Origin of the sequence: Bifidobacterium cuniculi, from assembly GCF_000741575.1 — a bacterium.
Classification (GTDB): domain Bacteria; phylum Actinomycetota; class Actinomycetes; order Actinomycetales; family Bifidobacteriaceae; genus Bifidobacterium; species Bifidobacterium cuniculi.
On the sequence record NZ_JGYV01000025.1, the window covers coordinates 1 to 18,741 of the forward strand.

Annotated in this window: 17 protein-coding genes; 15 read left to right on the forward strand and 2 right to left on the reverse strand. The window is 66.1% G+C overall.

Features of this window, described 5'->3' with window-relative positions:
* Nucleotides 1–86 precede the first annotated feature (86 nt).
* Nucleotides 87–1,076, reverse strand: a complete 990-nt coding sequence (gene dapD / locus BCUN_RS09600; protein WP_033518062.1) for a 2,3,4,5-tetrahydropyridine-2,6-dicarboxylate N-succinyltransferase — start codon at nucleotides 1,074–1,076, stop codon at nucleotides 87–89.
* 149 nt (nucleotides 1,077–1,225) lie between these two features.
* On the opposite strand from dapD, the gene BCUN_RS12920 reads away from it, so the two are divergent.
* From BCUN_RS12920 to BCUN_RS09665, 14 genes are all read left to right on the forward strand, one after another.
* Entirely contained in the window at nucleotides 1,226–1,354 is a 129-nt protein-coding gene (locus BCUN_RS12920) for a hypothetical protein (RefSeq protein WP_274518388.1), read from the forward strand.
* Between the two features lie 122 nt (nucleotides 1,355–1,476).
* Nucleotides 1,477–2,607: a peptide chain release factor 2 gene (gene prfB / locus BCUN_RS09605; protein WP_033518060.1), complete on the forward strand. Its 1,131-nt coding sequence runs from the start codon at nucleotides 1,477–1,479 to the stop codon at nucleotides 2,605–2,607.
* Between the two features lie 37 nt (nucleotides 2,608–2,644).
* Nucleotides 2,645–3,979 (forward strand): cell division ATP-binding protein FtsE, encoded by a 1,335-nt coding sequence (gene ftsE, locus BCUN_RS09610; protein ID WP_033518058.1) that lies wholly within the window; start codon nucleotides 2,645–2,647, stop codon nucleotides 3,977–3,979.
* 6 nt (nucleotides 3,980–3,985) lie between these two features.
* Nucleotides 3,986–4,909, forward strand: coding sequence for a permease-like cell division protein FtsX (gene ftsX / locus BCUN_RS09615; RefSeq protein ID WP_033518057.1), 924 nt, complete (start codon nucleotides 3,986–3,988; stop codon nucleotides 4,907–4,909).
* 73 nt (nucleotides 4,910–4,982) lie between these two features.
* A complete protein-coding gene (locus tag BCUN_RS09620) occupies nucleotides 4,983–6,401 on the forward strand; it encodes a CHAP domain-containing protein (RefSeq protein WP_081895663.1) in 1,419 nt (472 codons plus the stop codon).
* Nucleotides 6,402–6,425: 24 nt separating this feature from the next.
* Complete coding sequence (gene smpB, locus BCUN_RS09625; protein WP_033518056.1) at nucleotides 6,426–6,917, forward strand: SsrA-binding protein SmpB; 492 nt, start codon at nucleotides 6,426–6,428, stop codon at nucleotides 6,915–6,917.
* Nucleotides 6,918–7,081: 164 nt separating this feature from the next.
* Entirely contained in the window at nucleotides 7,082–8,017 is a 936-nt protein-coding gene (locus tag BCUN_RS09630) for an ABC transporter substrate-binding protein (protein ID WP_033517400.1), read from the forward strand.
* A gap of 185 nt (nucleotides 8,018–8,202) precedes the next feature.
* Nucleotides 8,203–9,123 carry an ABC transporter substrate-binding protein gene (locus tag BCUN_RS09635; RefSeq protein ID WP_033517408.1) on the forward strand — a complete coding sequence of 307 codons (921 nt, stop codon included), beginning with the start codon at nucleotides 8,203–8,205 and terminating at the stop codon, nucleotides 9,121–9,123.
* A 33-nt stretch (nucleotides 9,124–9,156) separates the two neighbouring features.
* Complete coding sequence (locus BCUN_RS09640; RefSeq protein WP_033517399.1) at nucleotides 9,157–10,143, forward strand: amino acid ABC transporter permease; 987 nt, start codon at nucleotides 9,157–9,159, stop codon at nucleotides 10,141–10,143.
* An 18-nt stretch (nucleotides 10,144–10,161) separates the two neighbouring features.
* Nucleotides 10,162–10,947: an amino acid ABC transporter ATP-binding protein gene (locus tag BCUN_RS09645; RefSeq protein WP_033517397.1), complete on the forward strand. Its 786-nt coding sequence runs from the start codon at nucleotides 10,162–10,164 to the stop codon at nucleotides 10,945–10,947.
* A 93-nt stretch (nucleotides 10,948–11,040) separates the two neighbouring features.
* The gene (locus tag BCUN_RS09650; RefSeq protein ID WP_160257650.1) at nucleotides 11,041–11,733 is read left to right on the forward strand and encodes a response regulator transcription factor; all 693 of its coding nucleotides are present in this window, start codon (nucleotides 11,041–11,043) and stop codon (nucleotides 11,731–11,733) included.
* Between the two features lie 322 nt (nucleotides 11,734–12,055).
* Nucleotides 12,056–13,951, forward strand: coding sequence for a glutamine--fructose-6-phosphate transaminase (isomerizing) (gene glmS / locus BCUN_RS09655; protein WP_033517395.1), 1,896 nt, complete (start codon nucleotides 12,056–12,058; stop codon nucleotides 13,949–13,951).
* Nucleotides 13,952–13,986: 35 nt separating this feature from the next.
* Nucleotides 13,987–14,712 (forward strand): pseudouridine synthase, encoded by a 726-nt coding sequence (locus BCUN_RS09660; RefSeq protein ID WP_033517404.1) that lies wholly within the window; start codon nucleotides 13,987–13,989, stop codon nucleotides 14,710–14,712.
* Between the two features lie 119 nt (nucleotides 14,713–14,831).
* A complete protein-coding gene (locus BCUN_RS09665; RefSeq protein ID WP_051921018.1) occupies nucleotides 14,832–16,166 on the forward strand; it encodes an ABC transporter substrate-binding protein in 1,335 nt (444 codons plus the stop codon).
* A gap of 9 nt (nucleotides 16,167–16,175) precedes the next feature.
* Here the strand turns inward: BCUN_RS09665 and BCUN_RS09670 are convergent, their stop codons facing one another.
* On the reverse strand, nucleotides 16,176–16,934 hold the full coding sequence (locus tag BCUN_RS09670) for a type III pantothenate kinase (protein ID WP_033517392.1): 759 nt from the start codon (nucleotides 16,932–16,934) through the stop codon (nucleotides 16,176–16,178).
* Between the two features lie 155 nt (nucleotides 16,935–17,089).
* On the opposite strand from BCUN_RS09670, the gene BCUN_RS09675 reads away from it, so the two are divergent.
* Nucleotides 17,090–18,736, forward strand: coding sequence for an ABC transporter substrate-binding protein (locus BCUN_RS09675; RefSeq protein WP_033517391.1), 1,647 nt, complete (start codon nucleotides 17,090–17,092; stop codon nucleotides 18,734–18,736).
* The last annotated feature ends 5 nt before the right edge of the window (nucleotides 18,737–18,741 follow it).

Sequence of the window (18,741 nt, forward strand, 5' to 3'; positions counted from 1 at the left end):
GCCGGATTGTCGTCGCCGACGGCGACGACAATCCGGCGCGTCCGCCTCCGCCCCTAGATTTTGTTCAAAAAAATGAACAATTTCTTCTAGTTCTTGTGCAGCTCGCCGTTCAGCGCGATGCCTACCTTGCGGGGACGCGCCTGGATGGCGCCGGTCAGGGAGTTGCGGATGAACAGGATGTTGTCCTTGCCGCTCAGGTCGGCGCCCTTGACCACGTCGAGGGGGACGCCCGCAGCGGCCTTCTCCTTGTCGAAGACCTCGATCTTGGTGCCGGCGGTCACGTAGAGGCCGGCCTCCACGACGCAGTGGTCGCCCAGGGAGATGCCGATGCCGGCGTTCGCACCGAGCAGGGAATGCTCGCCGATCGAGTTGCGCAGCTTGCCGCCGCCGGAGAGCGTGCCCATGATCGAGGCGCCGCCGCCCACGTCGGAGCCGTCGCCCACCACGACGCCCTGCGAGACGCGGCCCTCGATCATGCAGGTGCCGAGGGTGCCGGCGTTGAAGTTCACGAAGCCGGCGTGCATCACGGTCGTGCCCTCGCTCAGGTAGGCGCCGAGGCGCACGCGGTCGCCGTCGCCGATGCGCACGCCGCCGGGCACCACGTAGTCGAGCATGCGCGGGAACTTGTCCACGGACAGCACGTTCACGTCCGCGCTCTGCAACGGCAGCCCGTCGGAGGCGTTCTGCTGCATCACGTCCAGGCGGCGCAGCGCGAAGTCCTGCACGGCGAAGGGGCCCATGGTGGTCCACACCACGTTGTTGAGCGCGCCGAAGATGCCCTCGAGGTTGATGGTGTTCGGCTTGACCAGGCGCATGCTCAGCGCGTGCAGACGCGCGTACGCGTCGGCTGCGGACTCGATGTCCGCGTCGAAATCGACCTCGGTGAAGACCGGCACGCGGCGCACGCCGCGACGGTCCTCCCCCTCATGCACCAGCGCGCCGAAGCCGTGGTTCGGACGTGCGCTTCCAGCCGGGGCGGCACCCATCGTCAGGGTCGGGTACCACACGTCCAGCGTGTTGCCGGCGGCGTCGATGCTCGCCAGGCCCCAGCCCCACGCGTTGTGTTGCTCTGCCATTGTTGCTCCTTACCGAAAAGGGGATGCTCCTCGCGCCCCTAACCTTACAACCCGCACGGCACCATGTGCCGTCGGGTCCGTCATCCCATGGATATTCCCGGGTCATGCAAGAGCGAACAAGGGCAGCCATTGCGCTACACTATCGGCTTGTGAGCGCGAATCGACATGACAGGGACCGGCAGCGGGAGGGACGCAATGGCGCACGCATCGTGGCCATTGTGATCGTCGCCGCCATGATGCTGGGTTGCGCCGTACCGTTCGTCCTCGCCGGACTTTGACGGCGCCGCGAACCGCACGTGCCGAGGACGGCACGGATTCCCCGTACATATGTGAACAGAACCAATGACAATGACCGGCCGCACCAGCGACCCGCGCGACCGGCACAGCGACGAAGGACATCATGGCAGAATTTGATTACAGCGCGGCCATCGCCGACGCACGCGCGAAGTACGACGCCATCGCCGAGGCACTCGACGTGGACCGCCTGAGGAAGGACGAACAGGACCTCGAGGTGCAGGCGGCCGAGCCCGGCCTGTGGGACGATCCCGAGCATGCCCAGAAGGTCACCTCCAAGCTGTCCGCCGTGCAGTCGCAGCTCAAGCGGCTCGCCGGCGCCACCAGCCGCCTCGACGACGTGGAGACCCTCGTCGAGCTCGGCCGGGAGGAGAACGACGAGGACACCCTGGCCGAGGCCCACACCGAGATCGAGGCCATCGCCAAGGACCTCGACGACATGGAGATCCAGACCCTCATGGACGGCGAATACGACGAACGATCCGCCGTCGTGACCATCCGTTCCGGCGCCGGCGGCGTCGACGCCGCCGACTTCGCGCAGATGCTGCTGCGCATGTACCTGCGGTGGGCGGAACGCAACGGCTACAAGGTGAAGGTGATGGACACCTCCTACGCCGAGGAGGCCGGCATCAAGTCCGCCACCTTCCAGGTGGACGCCCCCTACGCCTACGGACGCCTCTCCGTGGAAGGCGGCACCCACCGCCTGGTGCGCATCTCCCCATTTGACAACCAAGGACGCCGCCAGACCAGCTTCGCAGCCGTGGAAGTGGTGCCGCTCGTCGAGGCCACCGACCACATCGAGGTGCCGGAGAGCGACATCCGCGTGGACACCTACTGCGCCTCCGGCCCCGGCGGACAGGGCGTGAACACCACCTACTCGGCGGTGCGCATCACCCACCTTCCCACCGGCATCGTCGTGACCATGCAGGACGAACGCTCGCAGATCCAGAACCGTGCCGCCGCCATGGCCGTGCTCCAGTCGCGCCTGCTCGTGCTGCGCCACGAGGAGGAGGCCAAGAAGAAGAAGGAGCTCGCCGGCGACATCAAGGCCAGCTGGGGCGACCAGATGCGCTCCTACGTCCTGCACCCGTACCAGATGGTCAAGGACCTGCGCACGGGCCAGGAGACCAGCCAGACCCAGGCGGTCTTCGACGGCGACATCGACGACTTCATCCAGGCCGGCATCCGCTGGCGCCACGAACAGCGCCGCGAGGCCGCCGAGAACGGCGACGAGTAACGGGCACATACGCCACCCTGGTTGGATTGGAGAAGCCATGGCACTGATCTCGATGGACCACGTGAACAAGATCTATCCGAACTCCACGCGGCCGGCGCTCGCGGACATCGACCTGCACATCGACCGCGGCGACTTCGTCTTCCTGGTAGGCGCATCCGGCTCGGGCAAGACCTCGCTGCTGCGCCTTCTGCTGCGCGAGGAGGAGGCCACCGGCGGCGATATCCGCGTGGGCGGCTACGACCTGCGTCGCATGGCGGGCAAGCAGGTGCCGCAGTACCGACGTTCGATCGGCTTCGTGTTCCAGGACTACAAGCTGCTGCCCAACAAGACCGTGTGGGAGAACGTGGCCTTCGCCCTCGAGGTGATCGGCACCTCGCGGTCCGCGGTTCGTTCCCTGGTGCCCAAGGTGCTCAAGACCGTCGGCCTGGAGGGCAAGGAGAAGAAGAAGCCCAACGAGCTGTCCGGCGGCGAGCAGCAGCGCGTGACCATCGCACGCGCCTACGTGAACCATCCGCAGATCCTGCTGGCCGACGAGCCCACCGGCAACCTCGACCCGACCACGTCGCTGGGCATCATGGAGGTGCTGGACGCCATCAACCGCACGGGCACCACCGTGGTGATGGCGACGCACAACGAGGAGATCGTCAACTCGATGCGCAAGCGCGTGGTGGAGCTGCACGCCGGGCACATCGTGCGCGACCAGGCCGCCGGTGTCTATGACTCGGCCCTGTACTTCCCGGACGGCCAGGTCGCCGCCAACGCCCATGAGGCCATCTCCGGCGAGGCGACGTCGGCAGGGACGTCCGTGGGACGACACAGCGTGTCCGCGGAGCAGCTGGGCAAGCTCGAGCGCGTGGACCGTGCCAGGATCGTGGTCGACCAGGTCGACGAGGCCCTGCGCAGCGGCGCCCCCGACGAGGGCATCGCCCGGCTCGCCCAGTCCGTGCACGCCGGCAAGACCGGACGCTACGGCGAGGCGTTCGCCCCGCTCGAGGAGACCCTGACGTGGGGTACGGGTCTGTCGCTGGAGGACATGGAAGCCAAGGAAGCCGACGACGACGGACAGGACGCCGCACCGGACGAGGCGGTCGCCGCGGCCGGTGCCGAAGCTGCCGTGACCACCGGCGACTCCGAGGGGGACACCAGCGACGAAACGCAGATTCCCGATTCCGACGCATCCGTCACGGGCACGCCGTCCCGGGACGAGGCCGAACCCGACGCCCAGTCCGCAGAGGCGGCCCGCACGGCATCCATCCCGCGTCCGCCGGCCGATCCGACGCAGGCCATGCCGCCGGCACCGCCGAAGCCGCCGACCCGGCCGGGCCCGCCCCGTCCTCCGGCATCCCAACCATCCACCAGTGCGCAGGAGTGAGCAGCCATGCGATTCCGTTTCATCCTTTCCGAGACCTGGACCGGCCTGCGCCGCAACGTGCCCATGCTGCTGTCCGTCATGCTCGTGACCTTCATCTCCTTCCTGTTCATCGGCGCATCCCTGCTCACGCAGGCGCAGATCACCCGTGCGAAGGGCGACTGGTACGACAAGGTCGAGGTCGTGGTCTGGCTGTGCCCCGACGGCACGAGCCAGTCGGCGAACTGCTCCACCGGCAAGGCCGCCACCACGGCGCAGATCAACGACCTGCAGAAGGTCATCCAGTCCGAGCTCGGCGACGACGTCTCCGAGGTCACCTTCATGAGCAAGCAGGAGTTCTATGACAACTCCTTCACCAAGCAGTACCCCAACGGGCAGTACCAGGGCCGCACGCTCACCGCCGCCGACATGCAGGACTCACTGTGGCTCAAGCTGAAGAATCCGGAGAAGTACAAGGTGGTCTCCGAGGTCCTCTCTGGCCGAGAGGGCGTCGAGGAGGTCGTGGACCAGCGGCAGATCTTCGAGCCGGTCTTCGCCGTGCTCAACAGGGCGACCGTGGCCACGGCGGCCCTGGCGGCCGTCATGGTGCTCGTGGCCATCATGCTCACGGGCACCACGATCCGCATGTCGGCGGCCTCCCGCAGCGAGGAGACGGAGATCATGCGTCTGGTCGGCGCCTCGAACTGGACCATCCGGCTGCCCTTCGTGCTGGAAGGCGTGGCGGCCGCGTTGCTCGGCTCGCTGCTGTCCTGCGGCGCATTGATGCTCCTGGTGAAGGTGTTCGTCACCGACTGGCTGGCCAAGTCGATTACCTGGCTGCCCTTCGTGACGCAGTCGACGGTATGGGCCATCTCGCCGGTGCTGGTCGCCGGCGCCGTCCTGCTCTCCGTGATCGCCTCCACCGTGGCCCTGCGACGGTACTTGAAGGCGTAGTGAAGATGGCTCGACCATACCCGGCGGGGCATGCTAGGGTAGGGGTGAGCTTGTCGTACGAAAGGGATTGGGAATGAAGCATTCCGTGACACGCAAACCGTGGACGGCTGCCTGCTGCGCGGTGGCGCTGTGCGCGTCGTTGCTGGTCGTGCCGACGGTGGTGCCGACGGCCGAGGCGGACACCTACAGCGATCTGGTCAGCGCGCAGAACTCCCAGCAGGCCAGTGCACAGCGCGAGGCGCAGCTGCGCGAGCAGCTCAAGGGCGTCAAAAGCGACCTGTCGGACAAAGTGGTCGAACTCGACGACCTGACCAACACGCAGATCCCGGCGGCCCAGGAGAAGGTGACCGCGGCCAACGCGGCAGCCGCCGCAGCCAAGGACGAGGCGGACGCCGCCGCCGAGCGCCTCAGCGCCGCCCGCAAGGACAAGGCCGAGCTTGAGGAGAAGATCAAGGAGACCGGCGAGGACTACGACGATGCCCACGCGGCCGTGGCCCAGTCCGCGCGCGAGTCGATGCACGGTTCGGACACTTCCGACCTCATGAGCGTGATGACCGGCGCGACCGACACCAAGGAATTCATCCAGCAGATGCAGTCGCGCGACGCATTGAGCCGCAACGAGGCGAATGCCGCATCCGAGGCCGCCGACGACCTGAGCACGTCGATGAACCGTTCCGACCGGCTCAAGGCGATTGAGGAACGTATCGCCAAGTACAAGACCGACGCCGACACGAAGTCGGCCGCGGCCCAGCAGAGCGCCACCCAGGCACAGGCGGAGCGTGACGCACTCGAAGCCAAGCGCGCCAAGGGCGAGCAGCTGCGCAGCGAACTGGAATCGCGTTCGAGCGAACTGCAGGACGCCGCCGCCCAGCAGGCGGCCAAGCAGGTCATGCTGCAGTCGCAGATCGACTCCCTCAACCAGCAGTGGATCGACGAACAGGCAGCCGAAGCGGCCAAGGTCCAGCAGCAGGTGCCCCAGGGCACCACCCAGCCGGCTGCCAATACGACTTCCACGCCTGCACAGACCACGATGTCGCGGCCGGCGCAGACCACGACGCCTGCCGCCCCCTCCACGCCGGTGACGCCTACGCAGCCGTCGACGCCGACAGCCCCGTCCGGCGGTTCCTCGGGCGGCCAGGGCACTTCCAACGGCGACTACGGCAATGCCTACGCCGCCGGCCAGTGCACCTGGTGGGCCTACGAACGCCGCAAGCAGATGGGCATCGGCACGCCGTCCTATCTCGGCAACGGCGGCGACTGGTGGAGCACCGCACCGAGCTACGGCCTGCGCGTGGACCACACACCGCAGGTGGGTGCCGCGCTGTCCTTCCTGCCCGGCCAGGCCGGGGCTTCCGTCCCGTGGGGCCATGTGGCGGTCGTGGAAAGCGTGGGCGCCAATTCCGTGACCATCTCGGAATCCAACGTGGCCGGCCTGTACACCATCACGAATCGCACACTATCCAACCCCGGACAGTTCTGGTATGTCCACTGAGCCACAAGGAAACCGCTGACAAGCATGGCCACGAAGAAGGAAGACGACAGCAACAGGGTCATCGCGCGCAACAAGCGCGCCACGCATGACTACGCCATCGAGGACACCTATGAGGCAGGCATCGTGCTCACGGGCACCGAGGTGAAGTCCCTGCGCGAGGGACGCGCCTCACTGGCCGAGTCGTTCATCAGCATCGACAAGCGCGGCGAGATCTGGCTCGAGGGAGCCAACATCCCCGAATACCTCAACGGCACCTGGAACAACCATGCGCCCAAGCGCAAGCGCAAGCTGCTGCTGCACGCGGCGCAGATCGAGAAGCTGGCACGGCAGGTGCAGGCCAAGGGCGTCACGATCGTGCCCCTGCACCTGTACTTCAAGGACGGCCGCGTCAAGGCCGAGATCGCCCTGGCCCGCGGCAAGAAGGAATACGACAAGCGCCAGGCACTGCGTGAGGAGCAGGACAAGCGCGAGGCGCAGCGCGTGCTGCGCTACCGCAACATGCATGCGCATGGGTGAGCATCCCCTCAGCATGAGAAATTGTTCGTTTTTTGAACAAAATCTCATGAGGCGCTGTCCACTGGGTGGACGGCGTCACGTTCCCGTAGCATCGTCTTCGTATGGTTCTAGGCAGTTCCGGGCGTTGCCCGGCGTCGAGAACCATTCATCAGAGGGACGAGAGCATGAAGCAGCAGCATTGGAAGACCATCACCGCATTGACCATGGCGGTGGCACTGTGCGCCACCGCATCCGCCTGCGGGACCAGCGACGTGGACGGGACCGCCGACGCGGCAACCGCGGGGGCCGACAGGGGCTTCGACGTGTCCACGGTGCAGACCGATGAGACCATCGCCGCCCTGGTGCCCGACTCGGTGAAGGAGGACGGCAAACTCACCATCGGCATGGACACTTCCTATGCCCCGGCCGAGTTCCTGGCCGAGGACGGCAAGACGCCGGTCGGTTTCGACGTGGACATGTCCAAGGCGCTGGCGAAGGTCATGGGCCTGGAAGCGGAGCAGAAGGTCTCCAAGTTCGACCTCATCATCCCCTCGGTCGGCTCCAAGTACGACCTGGGCATCTCCTCGTTCACCATCACCCCCGAGCGCATGGACGCCGTGGACTTCGTGAGCTTCTACAAGGCCGGCTCCACCTGGGTCACCCGCAAGGGCAACCCCGACCAGGTGGATACCTCGGACCTGTGTGGACTGAAGATCGCCGTGCAGACGGGCACCACCCAGGAGGAGGAAGTGACGGCGATCAACGAACAGTGCAAGGCCGACGGCAAGCAGGAGATGGAGGTCCTCTCCAGTGCGCTGCAGACCGATGTGACCACCAATGTCGCCACGGGCAAGGCCGTGGCGTTCTATGCCGATTCGCCGGTCGCCGGCTATGCCATCGCACAGACCGACGGGCAGTTGGAATCCCTTGGCGAGGACGTGGGCGTGACGAAGCAGGGCATCGTGGTCGCCAAGGGCGACACGCAGACCGCGGAGGCCGTGCAGAAGGCCATGCAGAAGCTCATGGATGACGGCACCTATGCGCAGATCCTCGAACTATGGGGCGTGCAGTCCGGCGCCATCGACAAGGCAGAGATCAACCCGACCGACGTCAGTGAGTAACATCGGGCGGCATTCCGCCCATCGCATAATCATGGTTGTACATTTATGCATGTACGTCGATGAATATTCACCCGTGGGACGGTTAACCGATTCGTAGCATAGCGTCATCACACTATCGCTGTATTTTGCACCCAGCACCGCCTCCCGCACGGGACCGGATTCGAGGAGAGACAACCCAGATGAGCATGCGTGGTTTGAGGAGGTTCGCGGCGGTTGCCGTGTCCGCCATGATGTTGGTATCCACGGTGGCCTGCGGCACCACCGACGAGACGGCCGGTGATGCCGGCGATGCCGCGAAGGCGAACTTCGACGTCTCACAGGTCAAGAAGGACGATGCCATCGCCGCCATGGTGCCCGAGAAAATCCGTGAATTCGGCAAGCTGACCGTCGGCATGGAGCTGTCCTACGCCCCCGCGGAGTTCGTGGGCGATGACGGCAAGACGGCCGAGGGCTACGACGTCGACTTGGCCAAGGCGCTGGGCAAGGTCTTCGGACTGGAGACCGAGATCGTCTCCTCCACCTTCGACTCCATCGTCCCGTCGGTCGGCTCGAAGTACGACTTGGGCATCACCGCCATGACCATCACGCAGGAGCGCATGGACGCGGTCGACTTCGTGAGCTACTACAAGGCCGGCTCCATGTGGGCGGTGAAGAAGGGCAACCCGGAGCACGTGGACACCTCGGACCTGTGCGGCATGAAGATCGCCGTCCAGGTGGGCACCACCCAGGAAGAGGAAGCCAACGAGATCAAGCAGCAGTGCGCGGCCGACGGCAAGAAGGCCGTGGAAGTGCTGCCCAGCAAGCTGCAGACCGATGCCGCGACCGCCGTAGTCACCGGCAAGGCTGATGTCTTCTATGCGGATTCCCCGGTCGCCGGCTACGCCATCACCCAGACCGACGGCCAGCTCGAGGAGCTGGGCAGTGCCGAGGGCGAGGTCAAGCAGGGTATCGCCATCAAGAAGGGCGACACGGAACTGGCCAAGGCCGTGCAGGCCGGCATGCAGCACCTCATGGACGACGGCACCTACATGAAGGTCCTCGAGGCCTGGGGCGTGCAATCCGGCGCGCTGGACAAGGCGGAAATCAACCCCTCCGACCTCGACTGAGCACAGGCACGCGCAAGGCAAGGAGCAAGAACGATGCCTCATCACGTTGAACCCGACGGCGAGGGACTGCCGATTCCCAACCGCGTGCACGCCAAGCCGGTCAAGCGTACCGGGCAGGTCGTGGCCGCCATCGTCGTGGCGATCCTCGCGGCCATGCTCGTCAAGGGCCTGATCACCAATCCGCGCTTCGAATGGAACGTCGTCTGGAAGTACCTCTTCAACGAGCGCGTACTGGAGGGTGTCGGCTACACCCTGCTGCTCACGGTGATCTCCATGGTGGTGGCCATCATCCTCGCGGTGATCCTCGCCATCATGCGCAAATCCCCGAACCCGGTGCTCCGCGGCGTCTCCTGGTTCTACATCTGGTTCTTCCGCGGGACCCCGGTCTACACCCAGCTGGTCTTCTGGGGCCTGTTCGCGGTGCTCATCCCGCGCCTGTCCATCGGCATCCCGCTGACCAGCATCCAGTTCTGGAGCATCGACTCGCAGGCCGTCATCACGGCCTTCAATGCCGCATGGCTCGGCCTGGCCCTCAACGAGGCCGCCTACCTGGCGGAGATCGTCCGCGCCGGCCTCGAGGCGGTCGACCCCGGACAGTCCGAGGCCGCGCAGGCCCTTGGCATGAAGCGTTCCATGATCATGCGACGCGTGATCCTGCCCCAGGCCATGCGCATCATCATCCCGCCCACCGGCAACGAGACCATCGGCATGCTCAAGACCACCTCCCTGGTGCTGGCGGTGCCGTTCACGCTCGAGCTGCAGTACGCCACCAACGCCATCGCCAACCGCATCTACAAGCCGATCCCGCTGCTGCTGGTGGCCTGCATCTGGTACCTGCTCATCACCTCCATCCTCATGGTGTGCCAGTCCATGCTGGAGAAGCACTTCGGCAAGGGCTACGAGGCACGTCCGGTGGGCACGCGCGGCAAGCAGCCGCCGCTGCCGGGCAAGACCGAGGGCGAACCCAAGGACGACGTGGACAAGACCAACGAGGCGGTATTCGCCGGGTACACGGCATAACGCGAGGAGGACAAGACGATGGCAGACACCACGACCAAGGATGCGGTCCCCGCCGTCAAGGCCACCCAGGTGCACAAGGCATTCGGCGACCTGCACGTGCTCAAGGGCATCGACCTGACCGTCATGCCCGGCACCGTCACCGTGATCCTGGGCCCCTCCGGCTCCGGCAAGTCGACGTTCCTGCGCCTGATCAACCAGCTGGAGACCATCACCGGCGGCGAGATCGAGGTGGACGGCGAACGCATCGGCGTCAAGACGCGTCCCGACGGTCAGCTGCAGCTGCTCAACGACAAGGAGATCGCCCAGCAGCGTGCCAAGCTCGGCATGGTCTTCCAGAAGTACAACCTCTTCCCGCACATGACGGCACTGGAGAACGTCATGGAGGCGCCCGTGCACGTCAAGCGCATGGGCAAGGCCGAAGCGCGCCGGCTGGCGGTCGAGGAGCTGTCCAGGGTCGGTCTGGCGGACCGACTCGACTACTATCCCGGACAGCTGTCCGGCGGCCAGCAGCAGCGCGTGGCCATCGCCCGCGCCCTGGCCATGAAGCCGGACATCATGCTGTTCGACGAACCCACGTCCGCCCTGGACCCCGAACTGGTGGGGGAGGTGCTCACGGTGATGCGCCAGCTGGCCGCCGACGGCATGACCATGGTCGTCGTCACCCATGAGATCGGTTTCGCCCGGGAAGTGGCGGACCAGATCGTCTTCATGGATGGCGGCGTGGTCGTTGAGCAGGGGGGTCCTGATATCATCGACCAGCCGAAGGAGCCACGGTTCAGGGACTTCCTGCAGCACGTGCTTTGACGACTTGTCCATGCGGTGGGGCGGGATGCTTCCCCTTCCCGCCGCATGGATGCCACGGGACAGGTGGGACGACGACGGGAGGGATTCGCGCACATGGCTCAGGTGCAGGGAAACGAGGATTCGCCTCACCGCTGCGAGGTGGCGTTGGTGGACAATGACTCCTTGGTGCTCAGCCTGCTGGCCAAGATCATCGCCAAGCAGCCGGGGCTCACGATTGCCTGGACGGCCCGCAGCGGCGACGAGGGCCTGGAGACCTTCCGCAAATGCATGGCGGGCATCAACAGCAAGCCTGACATCGTCATCACGGACATCTCCATGAAGGGGATGTCGGGTTTCGAGCTCGCCTCAGCCATCCGCTTCGAGGACGGGGACGTGCCTGTCCTGGGTGCCACATCCTACGATCCCTATGTCTATGAACGTGAAGCCTTTGACAGCGGCATGCAGGGCATCGTGGCCAAGGACGAGATCGAGCATCTGGTGCGCGCCGTCTGCCTGCTGGTCAGGGGAGTGCCGATGCACATGGAGCATGGCGGTTCCTTCGAGACGGCCGCGGCCGCCCATGCGCGCCTCACCTCGCAGGAGAAGCCGGCGATGCTCCTGCTGTCCGACAACGAGCGTGAGGTGATGGACCTGTGCGTCCAGGGGTTTTCGACGCGGCAAATCGCCGAGCGGCTCGGCGTCAGTTCGTCCACGGTGAAGACGTATGTGAGCCGCGCGGCCAGGAAGCTGGACGTGCGTTCAAGGCGGGAAGCCGTGGCCGTCTGGGCGAAGAAGACGGGAATGTGACGTCGGGCCCCCGAAACGCACATCTACCGCACAAGAGCAGCGAAAAAACTGTTCGAACGAACATTTGTAGTCCGCTGAACTACACATGATGGCATCCCTGACAGAACGGCCATAGAATGCCAGTGGGCGAGAGAGAAGGCACAGGTTGCGTTCCGGCACCGAGGACACGGTCTCTGGCCGTCAGGGGAGCCGCCACTGCACGGGCTACGGGGGCGGTGCCACGGAACGCTGCCGGGTCGGGACGGTGCCTTCATGGATACCCTGTGAGGATTCCACGCCCAGCGCATGCGCTTTTGATGGGCTTCCATTATGCTAGGTGGGTATGTGTGGAATCGTAGGATATGCGGGGAATGTCACCACCCCGTCAATGAAGCCGCTCGACGTCTGCCTCCAGGGCCTGGAGCGACTGGAGTACCGCGGATATGACTCCGCCGGGGTCGCACTGACGGCGCCGGGCATGGGCCGTGTGGCCGTGCGCAAGAAGGCGGGGCGCCTGTCCAACCTCGTGGAGGACATCGAGCGCCACCCCCTGCCCGATGCGACCGTCGCCATCGGGCACACCCGTTGGGCCACCAACGGCGAGCCCAACGACGTGAACGCACATCCGCACTGCAGCCGCGACGGCAAGGTGGCCATCATCCACAACGGCATCATCGAGAACGCCTCCCAGCTGCGCCTCGACCTGCAGGCCGAGGGATACCATTTCGTCTCCGCGACCGACACCGAGGTGGCCGCCAAGCTGCTGGGCAAGGTCGTGGACACCGTGATCGCCGAGACCGGCGAACCCAACCTCCTGGAGGCCATGTGCCTCATGAGCCGCATGCTCGAGGGCGCCTTCACCATCCTGGCCGTCGACGCGCGGCAGCCGGGCATCGTGGTCGGTGCTCGCCATGATTCGCCGCTGGTCGTCGGCGTGGGCGACGGCGAGAACTTCCTGGGATCCGACGTGGCCGCCTTCGTGGCGTATACCAAGACCGCCATGGAGATCGGCCAGGACCAGGCGGTGCAGATCAGCGCCGACGAGATCGTCGTCACCGACTTCGAAGGCAACGAACCGACCGACGAAGCGAACATCTTCACTGTCGATTGGGACGCCTCCGCCGCGGAGAAGGGTGGCTGGGATTCCTTCATGGACAAGGAGATCCACGAGGAGCCAGCCGCCGTGCAGCGCACGCTCATCGGCCGCATGGACGACGCGGGCAACATCAACCTCGACGAGGTGCACATCGACGAGCATGACCTCAAGGCCATCGACAAGATCATCGTGGTGGCCTGCGGCACCGCGAGCTACGCGGGCATGGTGGCCAAGTACGCCATCGAGCATTGGGTGCGCATCCCCGTGGAGGTCGAGCTCGCCCACGAGTTCCGCTACCGCGATCCCATCCTCACCCCGCGCACCCTGGTGGTGGCCATCTCCCAGTCCGGAGAGACCATGGACACGCTCATGGCACTGCGCCATGCCAGGGAGCAGGGCTCCAAGGTGCTGGCCATCTGCAATACGCAGGGCGCCTCCATTCCGCGCGAGTCCGACGCCGTGCTCTACACGCACGCCGGCCCCGAGGTGGCGGTCGCCTCCACGAAGGCCTTCGTGGCGCAGATCACCGCCGCCTACATCCTCGGCCTCTACCTGGCGCAGATCAAGGGCACGGTGTTCCATGACGAGATCCGCCAGACCATCGACTCCCTCAAGGAGATGCCCCGCAAGATCCAGTGGGTGCTGGACACGCAGCCGCAGGCCGTGACCAAGGCGGTCGCCGGTCTCGTCGACGCGCAGTCCTTCCTGTTCCTCGGCCGCTACGTCGGCTATCCCGTCGCCCTCGAGGGCGCGCTCAAGCTCAAGGAAATCGCCTACACCTTCACCGAGGGCTTCGCCGCCGGCGAGCTCAAGCACGGCCCGATCGCCCTGGTGGACGAGGGTGAGCCCGTGGTGTTCATCGTGCCGTCCGCGCGCGGCCGCAACATCCTGCATTCCAAGGTCATCTCCGGCATCGAGGAGGTCAAGGCGCGTGGCGCCTTCATCATCGCCGTCGCCGAGGAAGGCGACCGCGACGTCGAACGCTACGCGGACATCGTCTTCTGGCGTCCCGAATGCCCCACGCTCCTGAGCCCGCTGGTCGACGTGGTGCCCCTGCAGCTGCTGGCCATGGACATGGCCAAGCAGAAGGGCTACGACGTGGACAAGCCGCGCAACCTCGCGAAGTCCGTCACGGTGGAATGACCGGCAGCCAGGCGCATGCCGCACGCCACCGGTGGGTGACCGAGGAGCCGGACATCCCCTTCGACCTGCCGGTGGTCTACGAGGACAGCCGCATCATCGTGGTGGACAAGCCGCACTTCCTGGCCACGACGCCGCGGGGCATGTGGTACCGGCAGAGCGCGCTCATCCGGCTGCGTGAACGCTACGGCGAGCCGCAGATCACCCCGGCGCACCGGCTCGACCGGCTCACCGCCGGCATCGTGGTCTTCGTGCGCGACCCGGCGGCCCGCGGCGCCTACCAGATGATGTTCCAGGAACGCCGCGTCCGCAAGACCTACGAATGCGTGGCGCCGGCGCGGCCGGTGACGCGCCCGCGCACCGGCACGACCGTCCGGCTGGCGCCGCCCCGGCCGTTCCCGTTGCTGCGCGCCTCGCACATCGACAAGCAGCGCGCCGTGCTGCAGGCCCGGGAGATCCCCGGCACGCCGAATGCCCGCACCCGCATCGACCGCGCCGAACTGCGCGTCGAAGCCAGTGCGCGGCTCGGCGCACCGATGTGCCGGTACGTGCTGGAGCCCGTCACCGGCAAGACCCACCAGCTGCGCGTGCACATGGCCGGCCTGGGACTGCCCATCATGGGCGACGACCTGTATCCGACGGTCCGCGAACCCGACTACGCCGATTTCAGCGACCCGCTGCAGCTGGTGGCCCGCACCCTGTGCTTCACGGACCCGCTGACAGGGGAGCCACGGCGTTTCGTCTCCCGGGTGCCGCTGGCCTGAGACACGGACGGAGGCAACGCGTGCGGTATGCTGGGCTGGCAGGATCCCGCCCATCGAAGGAGTCAACAGTGCGTCCAGCAGCCAGGCATTGCCGACGGTGGCTTGCCGTCCTGTGCGCCATGGCGATGACGCTCCTGTCGGGCTGCGCGCAGGACGACGGACGCACGCGCATCACCGTGTGGTCGTGGGAGCCGTCCATGCAGCTGCTGGTCGACCGCTTCGAACGGCTCAACCCGGACGTGGACGTGACGCTGGTGGAGCAGTCCGACTACGACCTGCTCAACCAGGCCATCCAGGACGGCTATGGCATGCCCGACGTGGCGCAGGTCGAGTACTACGCGCTGCCACAGTACGCCGTGAGCGGGCAGCTGCGGGACATCACCGACGACACGGTGGGCTACGGCTCCTTCTACACGCCCGGCTCATGGTCGAGTGTGCGGCTCGACGGCCGTACCTTCGGCGTGCCCCTGGACTCGGGGCCCATGGCCTTCTTCTACAACGACGAGCTCTTCCGCGAGGCCGGGGTCGACGCCTCGCAGATCCGCACCTGGGACGACTATTACCGGGCCGCACGCAAGCTCAAGGACATCGGGGTCTGCATCACCTCGGACTCGGGGGAGGCCAGCTTCTACAACTCCATGATCTGGCTGTCCGGCGGCACGCCCTACCACACGTCCCGCGACGGCAAGGAGGTGTCCATCACCCTGGACACCGACGCCGGCACCCGCGAATTCACGCAGTTCTGGCAGCGCATGCTCGACGAGGGTCTGGTGGACACCACGGTGTCCACCCGGTCGCAGTCCTGGCGCCAGGCGGTGGGGGACGGCCGCATCGCCTCCATGTTCGCCGGCGCATGGATGGCATCGGTCCTCATGGCCGAGGTGCCGGGCGGCGCCGGCCTGTGGCGGGTGGCGCAGATGCCCACCAAGTACGGCAACTATGCCAATGCCGAGAACGGCGGCTCCGCGCTGGGCGTGCTCAGCTCGAGTCGCAAGCCGCAGGCCGCCATGCGGTTCGTGGACTTCGTGTGCCACGACGTGGACAGCATCGAGCTGCGCGTAGCCCACGGCGCCTTCCCCGCGGACAATGCCACGCTCGGCAGCGCCGCCTTCCGTGGCCGCACCACCGTCGCCGACGGCCGCGGCATCGACATCGCCTACTTCGGCGGCCAACGCTACAACGAGGTGTTCACCGAGGCCGCCAGCCACGTCGGCACCCGCTACCATTACCTGCCCTTCGACGTGTATGCGCAGGAGGACTTCCACGCCACCGTGGGGGCGGCCTACCAGTGGGTGCGGGACGAAGCCGACTATGCGCACGACCTGCAGCTCTACCGGGAGGACCGCAAGCCCGAGGCACCGTTCCCCATGGTCACGTTGCACGACGGCATCCTGGCCTGGCAGGCGGACCTCAAGGAATACGGCACCAACCAGGGGTTCACGGTCGTCGACTGACGACGCGGGTCACCGGTTGAGTTCGTAGATGGCGGCCATGCCCTTGAAGATGAGGTCAGGGTCGACCACGTCGATCAGCGGCGTCTCCAGGACGCGGGACAGGCCGCCGGTGGCCACCACGCGGAAATCTTCGTGGATCTCACGGCGGAACTGGGTGATGATGCGTTCGATGCCGCCGAGGAAATCGTAGTACAGGCCCGCCTGGATCGCCTTCCTGGTGTCCTTGGCCAGAATGGAGCGCGGCCGTTCAATCTGCACTTCCGGCAGCTGCGCCGTCGACCCCGCCAGCGCGGCGGCGGCGGTGCGGATGCCGGTGCTGATCAGGCCGCAGGTGATGGTGGCATGCGCGTCCACGTAGTTGTAGGTGGTGGCGGTGCCCATATCCACCACCAGGCACCGGCCGCCATAGGCCGCGTAGGCGCCGGCGCAGTCCGCCAGGCAGTCCGCGCCCAGCGTGCGCGGGTCGTCGATGCGGATGTTCATGCCGGTGCGGATGCCCGGGCCGACCACCAGGGGCTCGAGATGGAGGAACTTGATGATGGACGAGGTGAAGGAATACATGACCTTGGGCACCACGGAGGCGACGATCACGTCCTCCACGTCGTCGGGGCGGAAGGTGGAGAACTGCAGGAACTGCAGGATCATGAGCCCGTACTCATCGGAGGTGTGATTGGCCTGGGTGGAGATGCGGTAGGTGCCGACCGTACGGCCGCCCTCCAGGAAGCCAAGCACGATGTTGGTGTTGCCGATGTCCACTGCGATGAGCATGACGAATCCTCATTCCGTTTCCGTTGCGCTGCCGGCGTGTGGGGCACACCGGAGCAAAAGACCGACCTTATCCTACAATACATGGGTGGTGGCCGACCCCAGCGGCGGCCAACCCTTGCAACATGACCGAAATGACGACCCACACGAGGGAACCCATGACACAACCCAATGGTGTGCACGGCAACGCCGGCGCAACCGAACACGACAACGCATCCTTCACCACCGACGCCAGCCTCGCGTCCAAGGCCAAGCAGCCCTCCGGCGGCCCGCGCCGGGCACGGTGGGCCCCCGTGGCCTTCCTGGCCGTGATCTGCCTCATCCTGGTATGCATCTGGCACCCCTGGAGCCGTGGCGACGACGCCGCCACGACCGCCGGCGAGCCGGCCGACACCGTATCCATCGGCCTGAAACTGGCCCCCACCAACCTCGACATCCGCAACACGGCCGGATCCGCCCTGGACCAGGTGCTCATCGGCAACGTGTACCAGGGCCTGGTGGCACGCAACAGCGAGAACGAGGTCGTGCCCGCTCTCGCCAAGAGCTGGGAGGAAAGCAAGGACGGCCTGACCTACACCTTCCACCTCAACCAAGGCGTCACCTTCTCCAACGGCGACCCGTTGACCGCCGAGGACGTGGTCTGGTCCATCCAGGAGCTGGAGGACAAGCAGTACCACGACTCCGACGCGCTCAAGAACTTCAAGTCCATCAGCGCCCCCAACGACGACACCGTCGTCATCACCCTGAGCAAGCCTTACTCCAACCTGCTGTGGGCACTCACGGGCCGCGCCGGCCTCGTCTTCGACAAGGACGCCAAGTACGTGGCGAAGACGCAGGCGGTGGGCTCCGGCCCGTACGAGGTGGAGAGCTTCACGCCCAACAGCTCCCTGGTGCTCAAGGCGAACCCGGACTACTGGGGCACCAAGCCGAAGACCGGCACCATCGTCATCAAGTACTTCGCCGACGACAATGCGGCGGTCAACGCCCTCAAGTCCGGCGACGTGCAGGTGCTCGCCCCCATCAGCGCCACCCTGGCCGAACCCTTCGCCTCGGACACCGACCACTACGTCGTGGCCGCCGGCGACGGCACCGACAAGTACGTGCTGGGCATGAACAATGCCGACGGCAAGGCCACGGCCGACCGGCGCGTGCGCCAGGCCATCCGCTACGCCATCAACCACGACGAGCTCATCGCCTCCCGCGGAGGCGCCGACCGGGCGCTCGGCGGCCCCATCCCGTCCCTCGACCCCGGCTACGAGGACCTCACCGCCCTCTACCCCTACAATCCGGACAAGGCGCGTGAACTGCTCAAGGAGGCCGGCTACGACGAGGACCATCCGCTCAAGCTCACCCTCACCTACGCGAACACCTACGGCAGCGAGATCGGCGACCAGCTGCGCAGCCAGCTGGCCAAGGTCGGCATCGACCTCAAGGTGAACGTGGTCGAATTCTCCACCTGGCTGCAGGACGTGTACACGGACAAGGACTACGACCTCTCGCTCGTGGACCACAACGAAAGCCACGACTTCACTCAGTGGTCCAACCCCGACTACTACTACAACTACGACAATGAGGAAGTGCAGCGACTCACCGCCCAGGCGCAGGCCGCCACCTCGGACGAGGAGCGCGACACGCTGCTGGCGAAGGCCGCACGCATCGTCTCCCAAGACGCCGCCGCCGACTGGCTGTTCAACTACCGCGTGACCACCGCCACCGCCAAGGGTGTGGAAGGCTTCCCGCTGAACATGAACCAGACGGTCATGCCGCTCGCCGAACTCACCTACACGTCGGTATCCGGCAAGTAAGGATC